Raw genomic sequence first — 20567 nt, 5'->3', positions numbered from 1 at the left:
TCGCTCTTACGCTACGAGCCGTAGCGTAACTGCAACCCCCTCCCCCTCCGCAAGCCCCTCCCGCCACCGGGCCTACCCGGCGGTAGGGTCCGGTGCCATGAGCTCCACCGCCTCCTCCCCCGCGCCGCGCCGCACCGGCCGCCCGCGCAGCCCCGAGGCCGACCGCGCGATCCTCGACGCGACGCGCGCCGCGCTGGTCGAGCTGGGCTGGGGAAAGCTGACGATGAGCGACGTGGCCGCCCGTGCGGGCGTCGCCAAGACCACGCTCTACCGGCGCTGGGCGGGCAAGAACGAGCTCGTCGTGGACGCCGTGGCGGCGCTCTTCGACGAGCACCTCGAACTCCCCGACCGGGGCGGCCTCCAGGCCGACATCGAGGGCGTGGTGCTGCAGTTCGCCGCGCTGCTGGAGCGGCCGGAGACGAAGACGGCGCTGATGGCCGTCGTGGCGGAGTCCACGCGCGACGAGGCGCTGCGGACCCGGATCCGCAGCGCCATCGTGGACCGCCAGAAGCGGCTGGTGCTGCTGGGGCGCGAACGGGCACAGGTCCGCGGCGAGCTGCCGGACGAGGAGGACCCCGCCTCGGCAGCCCGCAACGCGGACCTGATCTTCGATGTGATCGCGGGCGCGGTGGTGCACCGCACCCTGGTCAGCGCGGAGCCGGTGGACCCGGAGTGGGCGGGCCGGTTCGCCGCGCTGGTGGTGGGAGGGCTGGCGGTCGCGACTCAGAAACCGGCCGGCTCCACGTAGATCCCCCACTCGTCCCGCAGGGCGTCGCAGATCTCGCCGAGCGTCGCCTCGGCCCGGACGGCCTCCAGCATCGGCCCGATCATGTTCGACCCGTCGCGGGCGGCGGCCAGCATGGCCTCCAGGGAGGCCCGTACGCGGGCGTCGTCCCGGCCGGCCTTGCGCCCGGCCAGCACGCGGACCTGCTCGCGCTCCACCTCGTGGCTGACGCGCAGGATCTCCAGGTCGCCCGTCACCGAGCCGTGGTGGCAGTTGACGCCGACGACCCGCTTGTCGCCCTTCTCCAGCGCCTGCTGGTAGCGGAACGCGCTCTCGGCGATCTCGCCGGTGAACCAGCCGTCCTCGATGCCGCGCAGGATGCCGGAGGTGATGGGGCCGATGGGGTGCTTGCCGTCGGGGTGGGCCCGTGTGCCCCGCTCCCTTATCTGCTCGAAGATCTTCTCGGCGTCCGCCTCGATCCGGTCGGTGAGCTGCTCCACGTACCAGGAGCCGCCGAGGGGGTCGGCGACGTTCGCGACGCCGGTCTCCTCCATCAGCACCTGCTGGGTGCGCAGGGCGATCTCCGCGGCCTGCTCGCTGGGGAGGGCGAGGGTCTCGTCGAGGGCGTTGGTGTGCAGGGAGTTCGTCCCGCCGAGGACGGCGGCGAGGGCCTCCACGGCCGTCCGCACGACGTTGTTGTACGGCTGCTGGGCGGTCAGCGAGACACCGGCGGTCTGGGTGTGGAAGCGCAGCCACTGCGCCTTCTCGGACCGGGCGCCGTAGACCTCCTTCATCCAGCGGGCCCAGATGCGGCGGGCCGCGCGGAACTTGGCGATCTCCTCGAAGAAGTCGACGTGGGCGTCGAAGAAGAAGGACAGGCCGGGCGCGAAGGTGTCGACGTCGAGGCCGCGGCTCAGCCCGAGCTCCACGTACCCGAAGCCGTCGGCCAGGGTGTACGCGAGCTCCTGCGCGGCCGTGGCCCCGGCCTCCCGGATGTGGTAGCCGGAGACGGACAGGGGCTTGTAGGCGGGGATGGTGCGGCTGCAGTGCTCCATCAGGTCGCCGATGAGGCGCAGGTGGGGCTCCGGCGGGAAGAGCCACTCCTTCTGCGCGATGTACTCCTTGAAGATGTCCGTCTGGAGCGTGCCGTTGAGCACGGCGGGGTCGACGCCCTGCCGCTCGGCGGCCACCAGGTACATGCAGAAGACCGGGACGGCGGGACCGCTGATCGTCATCGACGTCGTCACGTCGCCGAGGGGGATGTCCTTGAAGAGGACCTCCATGTCGGCGGCGGAGTCGATGGCGACGCCGCAGTGGCCCACCTCGCCCAGCGAGCGCGGGTCGTCGGAGTCGCGGCCCATGAGGGTGGGCATGTCGAAGGCCACGCTGAGACCGCCGCCGCCGTTGGCGAGGATCATCTTGTAGCGCTCGTTGGTCTGCTCGGCGTTGCCGAAGCCGGCGAACTGGCGGATCGTCCACGTGCGGCCGCGGTAGCCCGTGGCGTACAGGCCGCGGGTGAAGGGGTACTCCCCCGGCCAGCCGATCCGCTCGAAGCCCTCGTACGCGTCGCCGGGGCGGGGGCCGTAGACGGGCGCGACCTCGTCGCCGGAGAGGGTCGTGAAGTCGGCGTCCCGCTTGCGGGCCGCGTCGTAGCGCTCCTGCCAGCGGCCGCGACCGGCCTCGATGGCTGCTGCGTCCATGTGCTGTCGTCCACCTCTCCGCGCCCCAGATTTAGTAGGACGTCCTAGTAAATCGTCGCGCAAGAGCGCCCCGAACACAAGGGGTGTCCGGGGCGCGGCGCGGTTTTCCGGCGTTCGCCGGGGGCGTCAGGCGGTCGCCTGCGCGGGCGCCCCCTCCAGCAGGGGCTCGATCTCGCGCACGACCTGCCGCTCGACGAAGAACGCGGCGGTCGGAATGGTGCCGGAGACCAGCACCCACAGCAGCTTGCCGAACTTCCAGCGCGCCTTCGAGCCGAGGTCGAAGGCGAAGACCAGGTAGATGATGAAGAGCACGCCGTGGATCTGGGAGATCACGAGGGTGGCGTTCGCGCCCGTGTCGAAGCCGTACTTGAGGACCATGCTCGCGCAGAGCACCAGCAGCATCACGGCAGTGGCGTAGGCCATGATGCGGTATCGGGTCAGGACGCTCTTCTTCATGACAACGAGCGTAACCGGCCGTTCCGGGCCGATCTTCGCCGCCCCGCCCGGGGGCTACTTCTCCGCTTCCTCGGCCGGGAAATCGCCCGCCGCCACCCGCAGGGGCCGCAGCATCTCGAAGATCTCCCCGCACTCCTCCGCCCCGTACGCCCCCAGGCCGAAGTCCATCGCCATCAGGTCGCGCGTGGCCGCGTCGACCACCTCACGCCCCTTCTCCGTGATCGACGCGAGCGTGCCGCGGCCGTCCTTGGGGTTGGGCCGCTTGGCGACGAGCCCGGAGGCCACCAGCCGGTCGACCGTGTTGGTCACCGACGTCGGATGCACCATCAGGCGCTCGCCGATCTTCGACATCGGCAGCTCGCCGGCCTTGCTGAACGTCAGCAGCACCAGCGCCTCGTAGCGCGCGAACGTCAGCCCGTACGGCTTGACCACCGCGTCGACCTGGCCCAGCAGGATCTGCTGGGCCCGCATGATCGACGTGATCGCGGCCATCGACGGCACGGAGCCCCAGCGCTGCTTCCAGAGCTCGTCGGCTCGGGCGATGGGGTCGAAGGGGAGGCTGAGCGGCTTGGGCACGGTCCCGAGCCTATCGCTGAGTCATATCGTGGCCCGGCGCATCTCGGATCCCGGACGGTCCGGACGGTACGGGCCGCCCCGGCTCCCCGGCCCCGCCGTCACTCCAGCGTCACTCCGCCGTCTCCGCCGCCTCGCGCACCAGCCGCACCGCCGTCGCCAGGCTCAGCCCGCGCTCGGCCTTGCGCAGCGCCTTGATCGCGTGAAGCTCCTGGGTGCGGGCGTCGACGCCCGCCTCGGCGAGGATCCCGCGCACCCACTCCGCCCGCACCTCGCGCTCGGGACGGGCCGCGTGCTCGGCGATCAGCGCGGCGGCGCGCTCCAGCCCGGGCCGCTCCTCGGCGCCGGCACCGGCCAGCGCCTCGCGTATCGCCGCGGCGGCCGCGTGCGAGTCCCGCAACACCACGACCTCGAAGTCGGCGCCGGACTTCCTGGACCCGCCGGTGAACACGTCGAGCATGGCAACTCCCCCTGTGGGCTTGATCGTGGATCAAGCCGAGCCTACGACAAGCCGCACGACTCCCCCGACCACCAGCGTCCCGGCCACTCCGGCGGCCGCCACGACCCAGTGCACCGGCGCCCACTCGGCCGCCGCGCCGGCGAACGCCATGCCCAGCCCCTGGATCGTCATGGTGCCCGCCGTCTGCAACGTCATGGCCCGCCCGCGCAGTTCCTCGGGCACCGCGGCGACGAACCACTGGTCGAGCCCGAGCGTGTACGCCGCCCCCAGGCCGGCCAGCCCGACCGCGAACAGGGCCCAGCCGAGCGAGGGCTTCAGCGCGTACAGCAGGAACGGCAGCAGGAGCACGGCCACCAGCGGCAGGGTGATGCGCTCACGGCCCCGCGGGCCCAGCAGCGAGCCGGCCAGCACCTCCCCGGCGATCGTTCCCACGGGCATTCCGCACATCAGCAGCCCCACGCCCACCGTGCCGGCGCCGATCTCGTCCGCGTAGGGCGCGGCGAGGGACTCCGGTGCGACGAGGAAGAACGGCGGGAGCCAGGAGAGGAGCAGCAGGGCGCGGGTGCGGCGGTCCGCGAGGAGCCGGCGGGCGCCGGACAGCGAGCCCCGGACCACGGCCTCTCCCGCGGCCGCGCGCCCTGGCCGCCGCCGCGTCCCGAAGCGCAGCAGCAGCGCGGCGGAGAGGAAGCCGGCGACCGTGGCGAGAAGGGCTGTGCGCGGGGGAACGGCCGTCAGCAGCAGCCCGCCCACCGCGAACCCCGCGAGCTGCGCGCCCTGCGTGACGATCCGGATCAGCGACCGGCCGAGGACGAACAGGTCCCCCTCGCCGAGCACGTCCCCGAGCGTGGCCGATCGCGTCCCGGCGAGAACGGGCCCGGCCAGGGCGCTGAGGCAGCGCATCGCGAGCAGCACGGCCACCGGCGCCCCCGGCAGCGTGGTCACCGCCGCGCTCGCCGCGCAGAACAGGTTGCCGGCGACGAGCACCCGGCGGGCCGGAAAGCGGTCCGCAACGCCGGCGAGCAGCGTCCCGCCGAGGAGGTAGGGCAGGAACCCCATCGCGAAGGCCAGCGCACTGAGCAGCGGCGATCCGGTCACCCGGTAGACGAGCACGGACAGGGCGATCTCCCCCACGACGAGCCCGAGGAGGGACAACAGGTGCGCGGCGAACACGGCCCGGAACTCGCGCACCGCGAAGACGGCGCGGTAGCCGGCGGAGGCGCCGACTATGGATTCGGCTGTGAATGACATGCGCGGAATGGTGCGCGGCCGGCCGGCACGCCCCCTACTCTTTCGCCTCCAGCCGAAGGAATGGGCGCCGGTGGAGGCGGCCGGAAGGGTGGCCGCCATGCCGCTGCACATGCGCTTCGAGCCGGATGACCTGCTGCGCTGCCGGTTCGGGATCTCCCCGCTGTGGGAGACCCACCAGTGCCTCTACACCCTGCTGCGCCCCGAGCGGCACGGCTACCACCTGCCGTGGGTGCGGCGCGGGCGGGAGACGGCGGCCGGGCTCGACCTGACCCTGCTGTCCCTGCTGATGCCGGCCGGCGGCTACCACCCGGACTTCCTCTGCCCGCCGCCCGAGGGGCCCCTGGAGTCCATCGAGAACGAACTGGCACGCGTACGAGCCACGGACCCGGCGGTGGCCCGGGAGGAGTTCACCCGCTCACTGGCCTGCACGCCGGGGGCGGCCGGCTCACCGGCTCTCGGACGGGGGGCGCCCCGGTGTGCTCGGGGCCACTGCCGCAAACCACCAGACATAGAAGTCGCGGGAACTGTACACTTCTGTACATGGGTGACACATTGCCGATCACTGAAGCACGCGCTCGCTTCGGGGCCTTGGTCCGCCGGGCCTCGCACGCCCGCGAGCGCATCACCATCACCGACCACGGCCAGCCCGCCGCCGTGCTGATCAACCCGCAGGAACTGGCCGACATCGAGGACGCCCTCGCCCTGGCTCTGTACCGCGAGCGGCAATCCGCCGGCACGGCGGTCGGCATCCCGCACGAGGATGTACGAGCACGACTCGGTCTGGAGCGTGAGTGAGCTTTCAGATCGTCTGGGATGAGCCTGCGATCGACGCGGCAACCCGGTTCCTCAAGGACGACCCAGAAGGGCTGCGTCAGCTCTTCGGTGCAGTGGACCTCTTGGCGGATGACCCCAGGCCCGCCGGATCCGTCGAGTACGGGTCACCCGACCTCCGGCGGATACATGCGGGCAGGTACAGGGTCCTGTACGAGATCTCGGGAACGTCCGTGACCGTCGTGATCATCCACGTGGGAAGGATCGGTTGACACTAACGGCCTGGCCGGAGCGCGCACCCGCGCCCCAGCCAGGCCGTTCACAACGATCCGGATCAGCCCTCCGAGAGGTACCTCTCGACCGTTTCCACCTTTGACGTCAGGCCGTCCGTCACGCCCGGGCGGATGTCCGCCTTCAGGACGAGGGAGACGCGGCCCGCGCGGGCCTCGACGGCGGCTACGGCGCGCTTGACGACGTCCATGACCTCGTCCCACTCGCCCTCGACGGAGGTGAACATCGCGTCCGTGCGGTTCGGGAGGCCGGATTCGCGGACGACCCGGACCGCGTCGGCCACGTACTCGCCGACGTCCTCGCCCACGCCCAGGGGCGACACCGAGAAGGCGACGATCATGCGCTGACCACGCCCTCCTTGCGGGCGCGGGCGGCGATGACGCTCGCCTCGGCCTCGCGGCGCAGCATGCGGTCGGCGAAGAAGCCGCCGGTGGGGAGGACGGAGAGGACGAAGTAGAGGGCCGCGGTCTTGAGGGGCCACTTGGTCTTGTTCCAGGCGTCCAGCCAGAAGAGGACGTAGATGACGAAGAGGATGCCGTGGACGGCGCCCATGACGGGGACGGCGTTGAAGTCCGTCGTGCGCTTGAGGACGGAGCAGACGATGAGGAGGAGGAAGGAAACGGCCTCCGGGGCGGAGACCAGGCGGAGCCGGCGCAGGGCGGAGGCGGTCTTGATGTCCACGGGGTTACGCACCTTCGGGAGTCAGTGGCTGGACGACTACTGCTTGTGAGGGCTTTCACAAGCCCGTCCATTGTCGCAGCCCCGCCGTTGATCTCCCGATCCGGGTCGGTTCAGGGTTCGTTCCGGGACCAAGGGCCTGTTGGACTGGTATGTCCGCCCGCTAGCTTCTTCCCGTGGCACAGTTCCGGCTCCAGGGGAGCAAAGTCCTCGCCGTCGACCTGACGGGCGACGCGGTCAAGGCCAAGAACGGGTCGATGGTCGCGTACGAGGGCGATATGACGTTCAGGAAAATGACCGGCGGCGGTGACGGCCTCCGTGGCATGGTCACGCGCCGGCTCACCGGCGAGCAGATGGAAGTGATGGAGGTGAAGGGGCACGGCACCTGCTATTTCGCCGACCGGGCCACGGAGATCAACCTCGTCACCCTGCGCGGCGAGACGCTCTACGTGGAGGCGAGCAACCTCCTCGCGGCCGACGCCTCTCTGCGCACCGGCACGACCTTCACCGGCCTGCGCGGCGCCTCCCAGGGCAACGGCCTGTTCACGACGACCGTGGAGGGCTCGGGCCAGGCCGCGATCATGTCGGACGGCACGGCGATCGTCCTGCGGGTGACGCCGTCCACTCCCCTGCAGGTCGACCCGGGCGCGTACATAGCCCACACCGGCAAGCTCAAGCAGCACTTCCAGTCCGGGGTCAACTTCCGCACGTTCATCGGCGAGGGCTCGGGCGAGGCGTTCCAGATCCGCTTCGAGGGGGACGGCCTCGTGTACGTCCAGCCGAGCGAGCGCACGACCTTCGGAGGTGACGTCTGATGCCGTTCCGGCCCCTAAATTCCCGCATGGTCGAGGCCACGGTCGCCCCCGGGCAGCGTCTCTTCAGCCAGCGCGGCGCCATGCTCGCCTACAAGGGCGACGTGTCGTTCACCCCGAGCATCACCGGCGGCCAGGGCGGCGTGATGGGCATGATCGGCCGCCGCATCGCCAACGAGGCCACGCCGCTGATGACGGTGGAGGGCAGCGGCACGGTGATGTTCGGCCACGGCGGCCACCACGTCCATGTGGTGGAGCTGTCGGGCGAGACGCTCTACGTGGAGGCGGACCGCCTGCTCGCCTTCGACGGCTCCCTGCAGCAGGGCACGATGTTCATGGGCTCGCAGGGCGGCGTGATGGGCATGGTCCGCGGGCAGGTCACCGGCCAGGGCCTGTTCACCACGACACTGAAGGGCCACGGCGCGGTCGCCGTGATGGCGCACGGCGGCGTCATCGAGCTGCCGATCCGCTCGCAGCGGCCGGTGCACGTGGATCCGCAGGCCTACGTCGCGCACCGCGGCGAGGTCCGCAGCAAGCTGTCCACGGCGATCGGCTGGCGCGAGATGGTGGGGCGCGGCTCCGGGGAGGCGTTCCAGCTGGAGCTGTCCGGCGAGGGCACGGTGTACGTACAGGCGTCGGAGGAGAAGCTGTGAACGGTCCGGTCATCCACGACGCGCACACCCTGCCGGCCGACGACAACGTCAATCCGTACGCCTTCAGCGTGGACCTCAAGGGCCAGTGGTTCCTGCAGAAGGGCAAGATGATCGCCTACTACGGGCGCATCGACTTCCACGGCATCGGCCACGGCCGGCTCGACCGCCTCATCGCCCACAGCTTCCACTCGCCGCTGCACGCCGCGGACTGGGTGGTGGCCGAGGGCCAGGGCAAGATGCTGCTCGCCGACCGCAGCTTCGACGTCAACTCCTACGATCTGGAGGACGGCAATCTGACGGTGCGGTCGGGCAATCTGCTGGCCTTCCAGCCGTCGCTGTCGCTCAAGCAGTCGATCGTCCCGGGCTTCCTGACGCTCATCGGGACGGGCAAGTTCGTGGCGGCGTCCAACGGCCCGGTCGTCTTCGTCGAGCCGCCCATCCGGGTGGACCCGCAGGCGCTCGTCGGCTGGGCGGACTGCCCCTCCCCCTGCCACCACTACGACCACCAGTACTTGCGCGGCGTGGTGGGCGGCGTGCGGAGGTTCACGGGGCTGGGAGGCACCTCGGGCGAGGAGCACCAGTTCGAGTTCGTGGGTGCCGGTACGGTGCTGCTGCAGTCCACGGAGCAGCTGATGGCCGACATCCCCACGGGGGCGACCCCCGAGCAGGAGGGCGTCCCGCACGCAACCCCGCCGAATCAGCCATCTATGCCCCGGATGCCGGGCCAGCTCGGAGACCTCCAGCGCCGCTTCGGGCTGTGAGCGGTACTCTGCGGAGTGTGACGTCGAACGTGTGACCTCACACTCCGCACCCAGGCTAGTTAATCTTTCAACTTTCTTAGGTAGAATTCCTCTATGTCTATGGACACCGAGAACGGCACCCGCTGGCTCAGCGAAGAGGAACAGCGCGCCTGGCGCGCCCACCTGGACGTCAGCCGTCTGCTGATGCACCAGCTCGAACGGGACCTGCAGCCGTTCGGCCTCACCAACAACGACTACGAGATCCTGGTCAACCTCTCGGAGTCCGAGGACCACCGCATGCGGATGAGCGACCTCGCCACCGCCACCCTGCAGTCGAAGAGCCGCCTCTCGCACCAGATCACCCGCATGGAGAACGCGGGCCTGGTCCGCCGCGAGAACTGCGAGTCCGACCGCCGGGGCCTGTACGCCGTCCTCACCGAGCACGGCTGGGACACCATGCGCCAGGTCGCCCCGCACCACGTCGCCTCGGTGCGCGAGCACTTCATCGACCTCCTGGGCGAGGCCGACCTCAAGTCCCTGTACGCCTCCCTGGCCCCGGTGGCCCAGCACCTGCGCTCGCTCCGCGGCCGCGCCTGAGCCCCACCCCCTGCCCCACCCTGCCCCCGTCAGGGGCGTGCCCCGGTGTAGTCCGCCCAGATGCGGGCCGGGAGGGCGGCGCCGCGCCGGGAGTCCTCGCCGCCCACTCCCGCCATCGGCAGGAGCGGGCCGCCGTCCGGTTTCGTGCGGAACACCGTGACGGCCGTGGACCCGCTCCCGGTGTAGCCCACGTACCAGGCCGAGTTCAGGCGGTCCTGGTCGCCGGTCCGCGCCGCCGCGTGCCCCTCCGGGGTGCGCAGGGCCTCCGTGACCGCCTCCGCGGTCCCCTCCCCGAAGGCCCGCCTCGCCTTGGCGCGGCTCTCGAAGCCGCCCACGGGGGCGCCGTCCTTGACGACCTTGGTCACCGAATAGGGGTCGTTCTGCAGCCCCCCGCCCGCGAAGGTGCCGTACGCGGCGGCCATCCGGACGGCGCTCGGGGTGGACGAGCCGATGGGGAAGGTCTCGTCCGGCCCGGCCAGGCTGCTCTTGAGGAGCCCGGCGCGGACGGCCGTGTCCCGGATCCGCTGGTAGCCGGTGTCCTTGCCCAGGCGCACGTACGTCGCGTTGCCGCCGGAGGTCAGGGCCCGGCGCAGGGTCGGGTGGTCGTCGTCGGGTCCCGGGTCCCCGCCGGACCGCAGCTTGCCGTCCGCGCCGTAGTAGCCGTCCGGGTCGGTCCCGCCCTCCAGGGCGGCGGCCAGGACGAACGGCTTGAAGGCGGAGCCGGCGGGGACGCCGGAGGTGTCGGCGTTGTTGGCGAAGTGCTTCGTGGCATCCGGCCCGCCGTAGAGGGCGAGGACGGCGCCGTCCGAGGGGCGTACGGAGGCGGCCCCGGCCTGGACGTCCGTGTCGGTGTCCGGGCGCTTGCCCGGGTCGACGCCCTTGGCGAGGACGCCGTCGACGGCCTTCTTCAGCTGCTGCGTCCGGCCCTTGTCGAAGGTGGTGTGGATCCGGTAGCCGCCGTGGGCCAGGTCCTGCTCGGTGAGCATGGCGCGCTGCTTGATGTACTTGTTGGCGACGTCGACGAGGTAGCCGGTCTGACCGCCGGGGCCGCCCGCGCCGGACTGCTTGCGGGGCTCGGGGAAGGCCCGGTAGGTGTCGCGCTCGGCCCGGGACATCCGGCCGGTCCGCACCTCCCGGTCGAGGATCCACTTCCAGCGCTCCTGCGCCCGCTGGTGGTTGCTCTCGCTCACGGACGGGTCGTAGAGTTCCGCTCCCTTCAACAGGGCGGCGAGCATGGCTCCCTGACTGGGATTCAGCTTCTTGGCGGGCACGCCGTAGTAGGACTGCGCCGCGGCCTCGATGCCGTACGCCCCGCGCCCGAACCAGCTGGTGTTGAGGTAGCCCTGCAGGATCTCCCGCTTGCTCTTGGTCCGGTCCACCTTCAGGGCGATGACCAGCTCCTTGACCTTGCGGGTGGCGGTCTGCTCCTGGGAGAGGTAGGTGTTCTTCACGTACTGCTGGGTGATGGTGGAGCCGCCCTGGGTCTCCTCGCCGCCCGCCGTGCTGGCGAAGGCCCGCAGGATGCCCTTGAGCGAGACGCCGCGGTCGCTGTAGAAGCTTTCGTTCTCGGCGGCTATCACGGCGTTCTGCGCGGACTCCGGTACGTCCGACAGCCGGACGGCGGTCCGGTTGACCTCGCCGACGCTCGCCAGCTGCGAACCGTCCGACCAGTAATAGGTGTTGGCCTCCTGGCGGGCCGCCGCGTTCTCGTCGGGGATGCCGACGGTGACGTAGACGTACGCGAACAGGCCGGCCGCGCAGGCGAGGAGGAGGAGCACCGACCCCAGGAGCTGGCGCCACGACGGGAGCCAGCGGCGCGGGCCGCTTCTGCCGCGGCGGGGGTAGTCGAAGAAACGCCTGCGGGGTGCCGCCGCCGGTTCCTCCGTCTTACGGCGGCGGGGACGCAGCTTGTGCCGGTTCTTGCTCAAGGGCTGATCGCTCTCGACGGGAACGGGGTACGTCGTAGAAGACGATCACCGAGCAAGATCCGGTTCGGCGATTCGTGTGAGCGTTCCATGACGGGACTCACGTGCTGGGGCGGCAGCGGCGCGCGGAAGGCCGGGCGCGTGCTGCTTGCCCCGGCGGCCGCCGGGCACTCAGCCGCCGGGCGCTCAGCTGTTCGTGATCCCCGCCACCAGCTCGTCGGCCGCCGCGTAGGGGTCCAGCGTGCCCGCCACGATGCGCTCCGCCAGGGCGTCCAGCCGCCGGTCGCCGTGCAGGTCGCCGATGCGCTCGCGCAGGGCCGTCACCGCGATCGTCTCGACCTCGCGGGCGGCCCGGGCCGTGCGGCGGTCCGCCAGGACGCCCCGCTCCTCCATCCAGGCCCGGTGCTTCTCCAGCGCCTCGACGAGCTCGTCCGTGCCCTCGCCGCGCGCGGCCACCGTCTTGACGATGGGCGGCCGCCAGTCGCCGGGCCCGCGGGCCTCGCCGAGGCCGAGCATGTGGTTGAGCTCGCGGGCCGTGGCGTCGGCACCGTCCCGGTCGGCCTTGTTGACGACGTAGACGTCGCCGATCTCCAGGATGCCCGCCTTCGCGGCCTGGATCCCGTCGCCCATGCCGGGCGCCAGCAGCACCACGCTCGTGTCGGCCTGGGAGGCGATCTCCACCTCGGACTGGCCGACGCCCACCGTCTCCACCAGGATCACGTCGCACCCGGCCGCGTCCAGCACCCGGATCGCCTGCGGGGCCGCCCAGGCCAGGCCGCCCAGGTGACCGCGCGTGGCCATGGAGCGGATGTACACCCCGGGGTCGGAGGCGTGGTCGGACATGCGGACGCGGTCGCCGAGCAGGGCGCCGCCCGAGAACGGCGAGGACGGGTCGACGGCCAGCACCCCGACCCGCTTGCCCGTCCGGCGGTACGCACTGACCAGCGCCGACGTGGAGGTGGACTTGCCGACGCCGGGCGAGCCGGTGAGGCCGACGACGTAGGCGCCGCCGGTCAGCGGGGCCAGGGCGGCCATGACGTCGCGCAGGTGCGGGGACGCCCCCTCCACCAGGGAGATCAGCCGGGCCACGGCCCTCGGCCTGCCCTCGCGGGCCTGCTCCACCAGTGCGGGGACGTCCACCATCACTGCTCCGTTCTCGTAAGGGGGCTCTCCGGCGGGGCGGTTACTTGCCGTTGCCGGGCACCCGGATGATCAGGGCGTCACCCTGACCGCCGCCGCCGCACAGCGCCGCCGCACCGATGCCGCCGCCGCGCCGCTTGAGCTCCAGCGCGAGGTGGAGGACGGTGCGGGCGCCGGACATGCCGATCGGGTGGCCGAGCGCGATGGCTCCGCCGTTGACGTTCACCTTTTCCGGGGATACGCCGAGGTCCTTGATTGACTGCACGAGCACCGCGGCGAACGCCTCGTTGATCTCGATGAGGTCGAGGTCCTCGACGCCCAGGCCCTCGCGGCCCAGCGCGTGCTTGATGGCGTTGGAGGGCTGGGAGTGCAGGGAGTTGTCCGGGCCGGCGACATTGCCGTGGGCGCCGATCTCGGCGATCCACTCCAGGCCCAGCTCCTCGGCCTTGGCCTTGCTCATCACGACGACGGCGGCGGCGCCGTCGGAGATCTGCGAGGAGGTGCCGGCGGTGATCGTGCCGTCCTTGCGGAAGGAGGGGCGCAGCCTGCCGAGGACCTCGACGGTGGTGTCGCCGCGGACGCCCTCGTCGTGGGCGAAGACGACCGGGTCGCCCTTGCGCTGCGGGACCTCGACCGGCGTGATCTCGGCCTCGAAGATGCCGTTCTTCTGGGCGGCGGCGGCGCGCTGGTGGGAGCGGGCGCCGATCTCGTCCTGGGCGGCGCGGCCGATGCCGAGGCGGGTGTTGTGGTTCTCGGTCGAGGCGCCCATGGCGATGGACTCGAAGGAGTCGGTGAGGCCGTCGTGGTCCATCGAGTCGAGCATCTCGATCGCGCCGTACTTGTAGCCCTCGCGGGACTTGGGCAGCAGGTGCGGGGCGTTGGTCATGGACTCCTGGCCGCCGGCGACGACGATGTCGAACTCGCCCGCGCGGATGAGCTGGTCGGCCAGCGCGATGGCGTCCAGGCCGGAGAGGCAGACCTTGTTGATGGTGAGGGCGGGGACGTGCATGGGGATGCCGCCCTTGACGGCGGCCTGGCGGGCCGGGATCTGGCCGGCGCCGGCCTGCAGCACCTGACCCATGATCACGTACTGCACCTGGTCGCCGCCGATGCCGGCCCGGTCGAGCGCGGCCTTGATGGCGAAGCCGCCCAGCTCGGCCGCGGAGAAGCTGCGCAGGGAGCCGAGCAGCTTGCCCATGGGCGTACGGGCGCCCGCGACGATCACGGAGGTGGTGCTGGTCGAACCGTTCGTACCAGACATGAGGCGCGGCCCCTTCAGACGATGAGGATGGACGGCGGTGCCCCTGGCGTTTCCGGCCGGGGGTCCGGGGGTTGCCCCCGGGGGGTGCTGCACGAGGGTTTCCGTCAATGTACTGAGCGGTACCTCCGCGGTCACCGGGCAGCGGGTGTGATCGCAAGCACGTTGCGTACACGTTGCGTGACGGCGTCGTACGGCGGTGCACTGGTTCCATGCTGACGCGTATCGACCACATCGGGATCGCCTGCTTCGACCTCGACCGGACTGTCGAGTTCTACCGTGCCACGTACGGCTTCGAGGTGTTCCACACCGAGGTCAACGAGGAGCAGGGCGTTCGTGAGGCCATGCTGAAAATCAACGAGACCTCGGACGGCGGGGCCTCGTACCTGCAGCTGCTGGAGCCGACGCGGGAGGACTCCGCGGTGGGCAAGTGGCTCGCGAAGAACGGCGAGGGGGTGCACCACATCGCGTTCGGCACGGCCGACGTGGACGGCGATGCGGAGGCCGTCCGCGGCAAGGGCGTGCGGGTGCTCTACGACGAGCCGCGGCGCGGTTCGATGGGGTCGCGGATCACCTTCCTGCACCCCAAGGACTGCCACGGAGTCCTGACGGAACTGGTCACCTCGGCGCCCCCGGCGGACCGGGAGCACTGACCCGCACTCCCCCCGGCCGGTAGAGTGCGGGTTCGGCCGGGGTCCTGGGGTGGGGGCCCGGACCGGGCTGTACCGATGATCTGACACCATTTCTTCGGAAGGGCGGGCTCCGGATTCCAACCGATACACGCGGGAACGGGCCGGCCGCCAAGGCGACCAGGGGACGGATGGGACCGCGCAGTGCGGGGCAACGACCGCTACGAGGCTGACGACCACCTCTCGCAATTCGAAGCCGAGATGGAGCGGCTGAAGAAGGAGCGGGAGAAGGCGGTCCAGCACGCCGACGACCTCGGCTACCAGGTCGAGGTGCTGCGCGCCAAGCTGCACGAGGCGCGCCGCAATCTCGCCCACCGCCCGGCGTACGACACCGCCGACATGGGTTACCAGGCGGAGCAGTTGCTCCGTAATGCCCAGATTCAGGCGGATCAGATGCGCACGGACGCCGAGCGCGAGCTGCGCGAGGCCCGGGCGCAGACGCAGCGTCTGCTGCAGGAGCAGGCCGAGCGCCAGGCCCGGATGGAGGCCGAGCTCCACGCCGAGGCCGTGGCCCGCCGCCAGCGCCTGGACGAGGAGCTCAACGAGCGCCGTCAGACCGTCGAGTCGCACGTCAACGAGAACGTCGCGTGGGCCGAGCAGCTGCGGGCGCGCACGGAGTCGCAGGCCCGCCGGCTGCTGGAGGAGTCCCGGGCGGAGGCCGAGCAGGCCCTGGCCGCGGCCCGCGCCGAGGCCCAGCGGCTGGCCGAGCAGGCCCGGGCGCGCCTGAGCTCCGCCGCCGACGAGGCCCGCGCCGAGGCCGAGGCGCTGCTGCGCCGGGCCCGTACGGACGCCGAGCGGCTGCTGGCCGCCGCGTCCGCGCAGGCGCAGGAGGCCACCGACCACGCCGAGCGGCTGCGTGCCGCCGCGGGCACGGAGAGCGACCAGGCGCGGGCGCTCGCGGCCGAGCTGACCCGTACCGCCGAGACCCGGCTGCAGGAGGCCGACGCGGCGCTGCGCGAGGCGCGCGCCGAGGCCGAGAAGCTGGTCACGGAGGCGCAGGAGAGCGCGGCCCGCCGGCTGACCGGCGCCGAGTCGGAGAACGAGCAGCGCACCCGCACCGCGCGGGCCGAGGTCGCCCGGCTGGTCAGCGAGGCCACGAAGGAGGCCGAGGCCCTGAAGGCCGAGGCCGAGCAGCTGCGCGCGGATGCCGCGGCGGAGGCCGAGCGGCTCGTCGCCGAGGCCGCGGAGAAGGCCCGCAGCGCCGCCGCGGAGGACTCGGCCGCGCAGCTGGCCAAGGCCGCCCGGACGGCCGAGGAGGTCCTGTCCAAGGCCTCCGAGGACGCCCGTGCCACCACGAAGGCCGCGGCCTCGGAGGCGGAGCGGATCCGCAAGGAGGCCGAGGCCGAGGCGGAGCGGCTGCGCGAGCAGGCCGCGGACACCGCCGAGCAGCTCAAGGGCGCCGCGAAGGACGACACCAAGGAGTACCGCGCCAAGACCGTCGAGCTCCAGGAGGAGGCGCGGCGGCTGCGCGGCGAGGCCGAGCAGCTGCGGGCCGACGCCGTCGCCGAGGGCGAGCGGATCCGGGGCGAGGCCCGGCGCGAGGCGCTGCAGCAGATCGAGGAGGCGGCGAAGACCGCCGAGGAGCTGCTGGCCAAGGCCAAGGCCGATGCGGAGGAGACGCGCAGCGGTGCGGCCGCGGAGAGCGAGCGCGTCCGGACGGAGGCCGCCGAGCGGGCCGCGTCTCTTCGCAAGCAGGCCGAGGAGGCCCTGGAGCGGGCGCGCACCGAGGCCGAGGAGATGGCCGAGGAGGCCGAGGACCACGCGGAGCGCACCCGCAGCGAGGCCGACGAGGCCGCGCGGAAGCTGCGCGAGGAGGCCGAGAAGGCCGCGGAGGCGCGCCGCGCCGAGGCCGAGGCCGAGCTGACGCGGCTGCACGCCGAGGCCGAGCAGCGCGTGGAGACCGCCGAGAAGGCGCTGCGCGACGCCCGTACGGAGGCCGAGCGGCTGCGCCGCGAGACCGCCGAGGAGACCGAGCGGCAGCGCACGGAGGCCGCCGAGCGGGTGCGCACGCTGCAGGCGCAGGCCGAGACGGAGGCGGAGCGGCTGCGCGCCGAGGCCGCCGAGGAGGCCGCGGCCGCCCGCAGCGAGGCCGAGGCCGCCGGTGCGCGGCTGCGCGCCGAGGCCAATGCCGAGGCGGAGCGGCTGCGCAGCGAGGCGCAGGAGACCGCGGACCGGGTGCGGGCCGAGGCGAACGCCGCCGCCGAGCGCACGGCCGCCGAGGCCGCCGAGGCGCTGGCCGCCGCGCAGGAGGAGGCCGCCCGCCGCCGCCGCGAGGCCGAGGAGCTGCTGGGCGACGCCCGTACGGAGGCGCAGGCCGAGCGCGAGGCGGCGCGCGAGCAGAGCGAGGAGCTGCTGGCTTCGGCGCGCAAGCGGGTCGCCGAGGCGCAGGAGGAGGCCCAGCGCCTGGTCGAGGACGCCGAGCGGCGCGCGGCCGAGCTGGTGTCGGCCGCCGAGGCGACCGCCCAGCAGGTGCGGGACTCCGTCGCGGGCCTGCACGAGCAGGCCGAGGAGGAGATCGCCGGGCTGCGCTCGGCCGCCGAGCACAACGCGGAGCGCACGGTCACCGAGGCCCAGGAGGAGGCCGACCGGGTCCGGACCGACGCCTACGCCGAGCGCGAGCGCGCCGGTGAGGACGCGGCCCGGATCCGGGCCGAGGCGCAGGCCGCCGCGGAGGCCGCCAAGGCCCTGGCCGAGCGCACCGTCGAGGACGCCGTCACGGAGGCCGGGCGCCTGGAGGCGGAGGCCGCCCGCACGCTGGAGGAGGCCACCGACAGCGCCCACGCCAAGCTCGCCGAGGCGGGGGTGCAGGCCGACGAGCTGCTCGCCGAGGCCATGGCCGAGGCCGAGAAGCTGCTCGCGGAGGCCGAGGAGACGGCCGAGCGGGCGCAGCGCGACGCGGCCGCCACGGCCGACGAGGCGCGGGCCGCGGCCGCGGCGCGCCGCTCCGAGGCCGCCGAGCAGGCCGACGCGCTGATGGCGGAGGCCACGACGGAGGCCGAGCGGCTGGTCGCCGAGGCCACGTCGGTCCTGGAGGAGGCCCGCGAGTCGGCGCAGGCGCAGCAGGCGGAGGCGGCCGCGGAGGCCGCCCGGCTGCGTGCCGAGGCCGAGCGGACGGTCGCGGAGGCCCGCGAGTCCGCCGAGACGCACCGCAAGGAGGCCGCCGAGGCCGCCGAGGCGCTGCTCGCCAAGGCGAAGGCCGACGCGGAGCGCACGGTGGCGGAGGCGTCCGCGAAGTCCAAGCAGCTGCGGACCGACGCGTCCGACGCCCTGGCGTCGGCCGAGCAGGACGCGTCCCGTGCGCGCGCCGAGGCCCGCGAGGACGCGAACAAGATGCGTTCCGAGGGCCACGCCGAGGCCGCGCGGATCGTCAAGGAGGCCGAGGAGCTCACCTCCGGTGCGCAGGCCGAGGCCGACCGCATCATGGACGAGGCCCGCGAGGCCGCGGGCCGCCGCCGTACGGAGGCGGCCGCGCAGGCCGACGAGCTGATCGCCGAGGCCACGGCCGAGGCCGGGAAGCTGCGGGCCGAGGCCGCCGAGACGGTGGAGGCCGCGCGCCGCGAGGCGGCCCGGATGACCGAGGAGGCCCGCGAGGCCGCCGAGGCCGCCCGTGCGGACGCCGCCGCGCAGGCCGAGCGCACGCTCGCGGAGGCGGACGCCGAGTCCGAGCGGCTGCGCGGCGACGCCGCCCGCGTCCTCGACGAGGCCCGGGAGGCGGCGAACGCCCGCCGCACGGAGGCCGCCGAGCAGGCGGACACGCTGGTCGCGGAGGCGACCGCGGAGGCCGAGCGGATGGCCGCGGAGGCCGCCGAGGCGCTGGCCGACGCGCAGGAGAACGCCAACAGCACGCGCGCGGACTCCGCGCGCATCAAGGCCGACGCCGTCCAGGAGGCGGAGCGGCTGCGCGCGGAGGCGCGGGCCGAGGGCGAGCGGACCGTCGACGACGCCCGCGACGCCGCCGCCAAGCGGCTGGCCGACGCCGGCGAGCAGGCGGACGCCCTGATCGCCAAGGCGCAGGAGGAGGCGCTGCGGGCGGCCGCGGCCGCCGAGGAGCAGGCCGACACGATGGTGGGCGTGGCCCGCCGCGAGGCCGAGCGGATCGTCGCGGAGGCCACCGGCGAGGGCAACGCCCTGGTCGAGCAGGCCCGTACAGACGCGGACACGCTGCTCGCCGAGGCCCGTGGTGACGCCACCGCGATAAGGGAGCGCGCCGACGAGCTGCGCTCCCGGGTCGAGGCCGAGGTCGAGGAGCTGCACGGCCGGGCGCGCCGCGAGGCCGCCGAGGCGATGCAGTCCGCGGGCGAGCGCTGCGACAAGCTCGTCGCGGCCGCGACCGAGCAGCTCGCGGAGGCCGAGGAGAAGGCGAAGAAGCTGCTGTCCGACGCGAGCAGCGAGGCCAGCAAGGTCCGCATCGCCGCCGTGAAGAAGGCGGAGGGGCTGCTCAAGGAGGCCGAGCAGAAGAAGGCCGCCGCCGTACGGGAGTCGGAACGCCTGCGCACCGAGGGTGCGGAGGAGGCCAAGCGCCTTGTCGAGGAGGGAAAGCGGGAGTTGGAGGTCCTGGTGCGCCGCCGCGAGGACATTCAGGCCGAGATTTCCCGTGTCCAGGACGTGTTGGAGGCGTTGGAATCTTTTGAGGCCCCGGGGGCCGGAAGCGCCAAGGATGGCGGGGTGAAGGCAGCGGCGGGTGCCGGTGCTACTCGTTCGGGTGGCAAGCAGTCACAGAAGTAGCCACTCAAACGGGGGGACATTCTCCGGATCTGCCAACCATTCACCTGATGACACGCCGCTCGCACCCCTAGGATTCCCTCTATCACCTCACCGGTCTCTTATGACAGGATCCCCATGAGTGACACTTCCTCCCCCTTCGGCTTCGAGCTTGTGCGGCGTGGATACGACCGCGGCCAGGTGGACGACCGCATTACCAAGCTCGTCGCCGACCGTGACAGCGCACTGGCACGCATCACCTCTCTGGAAAAGCGCATCGAGGAACTGCACCTCGAGACGCAGAATGCACAGGCCCAGGTCAACGACGCCGAGCCGTCCTATGCGGGCCTGGGGGCGAGGGTCGAGAAGATCCTCCGGCTGGCCGAGGAGGAGGCCAAGGATCTGCGTGAGGAGGCCCGGCGCGCCGCCGAGCAGCACCGCGAGCTTGCCGAGTCCGCCGCCCAGCAGGTGCGCAACGACGCCGAGTCGTTCGCCGCCGACCGCAAGGCCAAGGCGGAGGACGAGGGCGCGCGCATCGTCGAGAAGGCCAAGGGCGACGCCGCGACGCTGCGGGCCGAGGCCCAGAAGGACGCCCAGTCCAAGCGCGAGGAGGCGGACGCCCTCTTCGAGGAGACCCGCGCCAAGGCGGCCCAGGCCGCCGCCGACTTCGAGACCAACCTGGCCAAGCGGCGCGAGCAGTCCGAGCGCGACCTGGCCTCCCGTCAGGCCAAGGCGGAGAAGCGGCTGGCGGAGATCGAGCACCGCGCCGAGCAGCTGCGCCTGGAGGCGGAGAAGCTGCGCACGGACGCCGAGCGGCGCGCCCGGCAGACGGTGGAGACGGCGCAGCGCCAGGCCGAGGACATCGTGGCCGACGCCAACGCCAAGGCGGACCGCATCCGCAGCGAGTCCGAGCGCGAGCTGGCGGCGCTCACCAACCGCCGCGACAGCATCAACGCCCAGCTGACGAACGTCCGCGAGATGCTGGCCACGCTGACCGGTGCGGCCGTCGCCGCGGCCGGCGTCCCCGGCGACGACGAGCCGATCTCGCGCGGCGTCCCGGCCCAGCAGAGCCGCTGACGGGCCGCCGCGGGTCGGGGGAGCCCGAAGGTCCGTATCGCCGCCCTGTGCGCCGTTCGCGCGGCCGCACAGGG

General features: G+C 72.7%; 20 protein-coding genes. 10 read left to right on the top strand and 10 right to left on the bottom strand.

The window, feature by feature from the left end:
* Nucleotides 1-97: 97 nt before the first annotated feature.
* A complete protein-coding gene (locus ACFZCD_RS12620) occupies nucleotides 98-748 on the top strand; it encodes a TetR/AcrR family transcriptional regulator (protein WP_391829859.1) in 651 nt (216 codons plus the stop codon).
* Here the strand turns inward: ACFZCD_RS12620 and ACFZCD_RS12615 are convergent.
* From ACFZCD_RS12615 to ACFZCD_RS12595, 5 genes are all read right to left on the bottom strand, one after another.
* Nucleotides 724-2424 (bottom strand): methylmalonyl-CoA mutase, encoded by a 1701-nt coding sequence (locus tag ACFZCD_RS12615; RefSeq protein ID WP_391829857.1) that lies wholly within the window; start codon nucleotides 2422-2424, stop codon nucleotides 724-726. The genes ACFZCD_RS12620 and ACFZCD_RS12615 overlap by 25 nt on opposite strands.
* A 126-nt stretch (nucleotides 2425-2550) precedes the next feature.
* Entirely contained in the window at nucleotides 2551-2880 is a 330-nt protein-coding gene (locus ACFZCD_RS12610; protein ID WP_391829855.1) for a DUF3817 domain-containing protein, read from the bottom strand.
* 54 nt (nucleotides 2881-2934) lie between these two features.
* Nucleotides 2935-3456, bottom strand: a complete 522-nt coding sequence (locus tag ACFZCD_RS12605) for a MarR family winged helix-turn-helix transcriptional regulator (RefSeq protein ID WP_391829853.1) — start codon at nucleotides 3454-3456, stop codon at nucleotides 2935-2937.
* 109 nt (nucleotides 3457-3565) lie between these two features.
* Nucleotides 3566-3913: a hypothetical protein gene (locus ACFZCD_RS12600; protein WP_391829851.1), complete on the bottom strand. Its 348-nt coding sequence runs from the start codon at nucleotides 3911-3913 to the stop codon at nucleotides 3566-3568.
* Nucleotides 3914-3943: 30 nt separating this feature from the next.
* Nucleotides 3944-5161, bottom strand: coding sequence for an MFS transporter (locus tag ACFZCD_RS12595; protein ID WP_391829849.1), 1218 nt, complete (start codon nucleotides 5159-5161; stop codon nucleotides 3944-3946).
* Between the two features lie 540 nt (nucleotides 5162-5701).
* Between ACFZCD_RS12595 and ACFZCD_RS12590 the strand changes: the two genes are divergently transcribed.
* Together ACFZCD_RS12590 and ACFZCD_RS12585 are read left to right on the top strand one after the other, a co-directional pair.
* The gene (locus tag ACFZCD_RS12590; protein ID WP_391829847.1) at nucleotides 5702-5956 is read left to right on the top strand and encodes a type II toxin-antitoxin system Phd/YefM family antitoxin; all 255 of its coding nucleotides are present in this window, start codon (nucleotides 5702-5704) and stop codon (nucleotides 5954-5956) included.
* Nucleotides 5953-6204: a type II toxin-antitoxin system RelE/ParE family toxin gene (locus ACFZCD_RS12585; RefSeq protein ID WP_391829845.1), complete on the top strand. Its 252-nt coding sequence runs from the start codon at nucleotides 5953-5955 to the stop codon at nucleotides 6202-6204. The genes ACFZCD_RS12590 and ACFZCD_RS12585 overlap by 4 nt, the downstream gene beginning before the upstream one ends.
* 62 nt (nucleotides 6205-6266) lie before the next feature.
* Here the strand turns inward: ACFZCD_RS12585 and ACFZCD_RS12580 are convergent, their stop codons facing one another.
* Entirely contained in the window at nucleotides 6267-6563 is a 297-nt protein-coding gene (locus ACFZCD_RS12580) for an MTH1187 family thiamine-binding protein (RefSeq protein WP_073792111.1), read from the bottom strand.
* On the bottom strand, nucleotides 6560-6904 hold the full coding sequence (locus tag ACFZCD_RS12575; RefSeq protein ID WP_391829843.1) for a DUF3817 domain-containing protein: 345 nt from the start codon (nucleotides 6902-6904) through the stop codon (nucleotides 6560-6562). Before ACFZCD_RS12575 ends, ACFZCD_RS12580 begins: the two co-directional genes overlap by 4 nt.
* Before the next feature lie 173 nt (nucleotides 6905-7077).
* Here ACFZCD_RS12575 and ACFZCD_RS12570 point away from each other — a divergent pair, with 173 nt between their 5' ends.
* The 4 genes from ACFZCD_RS12570 (at nucleotide 7078) to ACFZCD_RS12555 (ending at nucleotide 9703) form a co-directional block, all read left to right on the top strand.
* Nucleotides 7078-7716, top strand: a complete 639-nt coding sequence (locus ACFZCD_RS12570) for an AIM24 family protein (RefSeq protein ID WP_391829841.1) — start codon at nucleotides 7078-7080, stop codon at nucleotides 7714-7716.
* Nucleotides 7716-8366, top strand: a complete 651-nt coding sequence (locus tag ACFZCD_RS12565; RefSeq protein WP_391829839.1) for an AIM24 family protein — start codon at nucleotides 7716-7718, stop codon at nucleotides 8364-8366. The genes ACFZCD_RS12570 and ACFZCD_RS12565 overlap by 1 nt, the downstream gene beginning before the upstream one ends.
* Nucleotides 8363-9127, top strand: a complete 765-nt coding sequence (locus tag ACFZCD_RS12560; RefSeq protein WP_391829837.1) for an AIM24 family protein — start codon at nucleotides 8363-8365, stop codon at nucleotides 9125-9127. Before ACFZCD_RS12565 ends, ACFZCD_RS12560 begins: the two co-directional genes overlap by 4 nt.
* 99 nt (nucleotides 9128-9226) lie before the next feature.
* On the top strand, nucleotides 9227-9703 hold the full coding sequence (locus tag ACFZCD_RS12555; protein ID WP_391830363.1) for a MarR family winged helix-turn-helix transcriptional regulator: 477 nt from the start codon (nucleotides 9227-9229) through the stop codon (nucleotides 9701-9703).
* A 29-nt stretch (nucleotides 9704-9732) separates the two neighbouring features.
* Here ACFZCD_RS12555 and ACFZCD_RS12550 read toward each other — a convergent pair whose 3' ends face one another.
* The 3 genes from ACFZCD_RS12550 to ACFZCD_RS12540 form a co-directional block, all read right to left on the bottom strand.
* Nucleotides 9733-11631 (bottom strand): transglycosylase domain-containing protein, encoded by a 1899-nt coding sequence (locus ACFZCD_RS12550; RefSeq protein ID WP_391829835.1) that lies wholly within the window; start codon nucleotides 11629-11631, stop codon nucleotides 9733-9735.
* 183 nt (nucleotides 11632-11814) lie between these two features.
* Nucleotides 11815-12771, bottom strand: a complete 957-nt coding sequence (meaB, locus tag ACFZCD_RS12545) for a methylmalonyl Co-A mutase-associated GTPase MeaB (RefSeq protein WP_391829833.1) — start codon at nucleotides 12769-12771, stop codon at nucleotides 11815-11817.
* A 40-nt stretch (nucleotides 12772-12811) separates the two neighbouring features.
* The gene (locus tag ACFZCD_RS12540) at nucleotides 12812-14029 is read right to left on the bottom strand and encodes an acetyl-CoA C-acetyltransferase (protein WP_391829831.1); all 1218 of its coding nucleotides are present in this window, start codon (nucleotides 14027-14029) and stop codon (nucleotides 12812-12814) included.
* Nucleotides 14030-14238: 209 nt separating this feature from the next.
* Between ACFZCD_RS12540 and mce the strand changes: the two genes are divergently transcribed.
* The 3 genes from mce (at nucleotide 14239) to ACFZCD_RS12525 (ending at nucleotide 20493) form a co-directional block, all read left to right on the top strand.
* Nucleotides 14239-14679 (top strand): methylmalonyl-CoA epimerase, encoded by a 441-nt coding sequence (gene mce, locus ACFZCD_RS12535; RefSeq protein WP_391829829.1) that lies wholly within the window; start codon nucleotides 14239-14241, stop codon nucleotides 14677-14679.
* Nucleotides 14680-14859: 180 nt separating this feature from the next.
* On the top strand, nucleotides 14860-19440 hold the full coding sequence (gene scy, locus ACFZCD_RS12530) for a polarized growth protein Scy (protein WP_391829827.1): 4581 nt from the start codon (nucleotides 14860-14862) through the stop codon (nucleotides 19438-19440).
* 114 nt (nucleotides 19441-19554) lie between these two features.
* Nucleotides 19555-20493, top strand: coding sequence for a cellulose-binding protein (locus ACFZCD_RS12525; RefSeq protein WP_087926230.1), 939 nt, complete (start codon nucleotides 19555-19557; stop codon nucleotides 20491-20493).
* Nucleotides 20494-20567: the final 74 nt, after the last annotated feature.

This window comes from Streptomyces sp. NPDC008001 (assembly GCF_042958085.1).
Classification (GTDB): Bacteria; Actinomycetota; Actinomycetes; order Streptomycetales; family Streptomycetaceae; genus Streptomyces.
Note: the sequence above shows the minus strand (reverse complement) of the source record. Positions and strands in the feature narration are given on the sequence as shown.

Bases quoted from the DNA above. Each gene is read 5' to 3' on its own strand.
- ACFZCD_RS12610 (WP_391829855.1), bottom strand. From the start codon at position 2,880: ATGAAGAAGAGCGTCCTGACCCGATACCGCATCATGGCCTACGCCACT.
- meaB (WP_391829833.1), bottom strand. From the start codon at position 12,771: ATGGTGGACGTCCCCGCACTGGTGGAGCAGGCCCGCGAGGGCAGGCCG.
- ACFZCD_RS12600 (WP_391829851.1), bottom strand. From the start codon at position 3,913: ATGCTCGACGTGTTCACCGGCGGGTCCAGGAAGTCCGGCGCCGACTTC.
- ACFZCD_RS12580 (WP_073792111.1), bottom strand. From the start codon at position 6,563: ATGATCGTCGCCTTCTCGGTGTCGCCCCTGGGCGTGGGCGAGGACGTC.
- ACFZCD_RS12540 (WP_391829831.1), bottom strand. From the start codon at position 14,029: ATGTCTGGTACGAACGGTTCGACCAGCACCACCTCCGTGATCGTCGCG.
- ACFZCD_RS12595 (WP_391829849.1), bottom strand. From the start codon at position 5,161: ATGTCATTCACAGCCGAATCCATAGTCGGCGCCTCCGCCGGCTACCGC.
- mce (WP_391829829.1), top strand. From the start codon at position 14,239: ATGCTGACGCGTATCGACCACATCGGGATCGCCTGCTTCGACCTCGAC.
- ACFZCD_RS12615 (WP_391829857.1), bottom strand. From the start codon at position 2,424: ATGGACGCAGCAGCCATCGAGGCCGGTCGCGGCCGCTGGCAGGAGCGC.
- ACFZCD_RS12620 (WP_391829859.1), top strand. From the start codon at position 98: ATGAGCTCCACCGCCTCCTCCCCCGCGCCGCGCCGCACCGGCCGCCCG.
- ACFZCD_RS12525 (WP_087926230.1), top strand. From the start codon at position 19,555: ATGAGTGACACTTCCTCCCCCTTCGGCTTCGAGCTTGTGCGGCGTGGA.
- ACFZCD_RS12590 (WP_391829847.1), top strand. From the start codon at position 5,702: ATGGGTGACACATTGCCGATCACTGAAGCACGCGCTCGCTTCGGGGCC.
- ACFZCD_RS12555 (WP_391830363.1), top strand. From the start codon at position 9,227: ATGGACACCGAGAACGGCACCCGCTGGCTCAGCGAAGAGGAACAGCGC.
- ACFZCD_RS12565 (WP_391829839.1), top strand. From the start codon at position 7,716: ATGCCGTTCCGGCCCCTAAATTCCCGCATGGTCGAGGCCACGGTCGCC.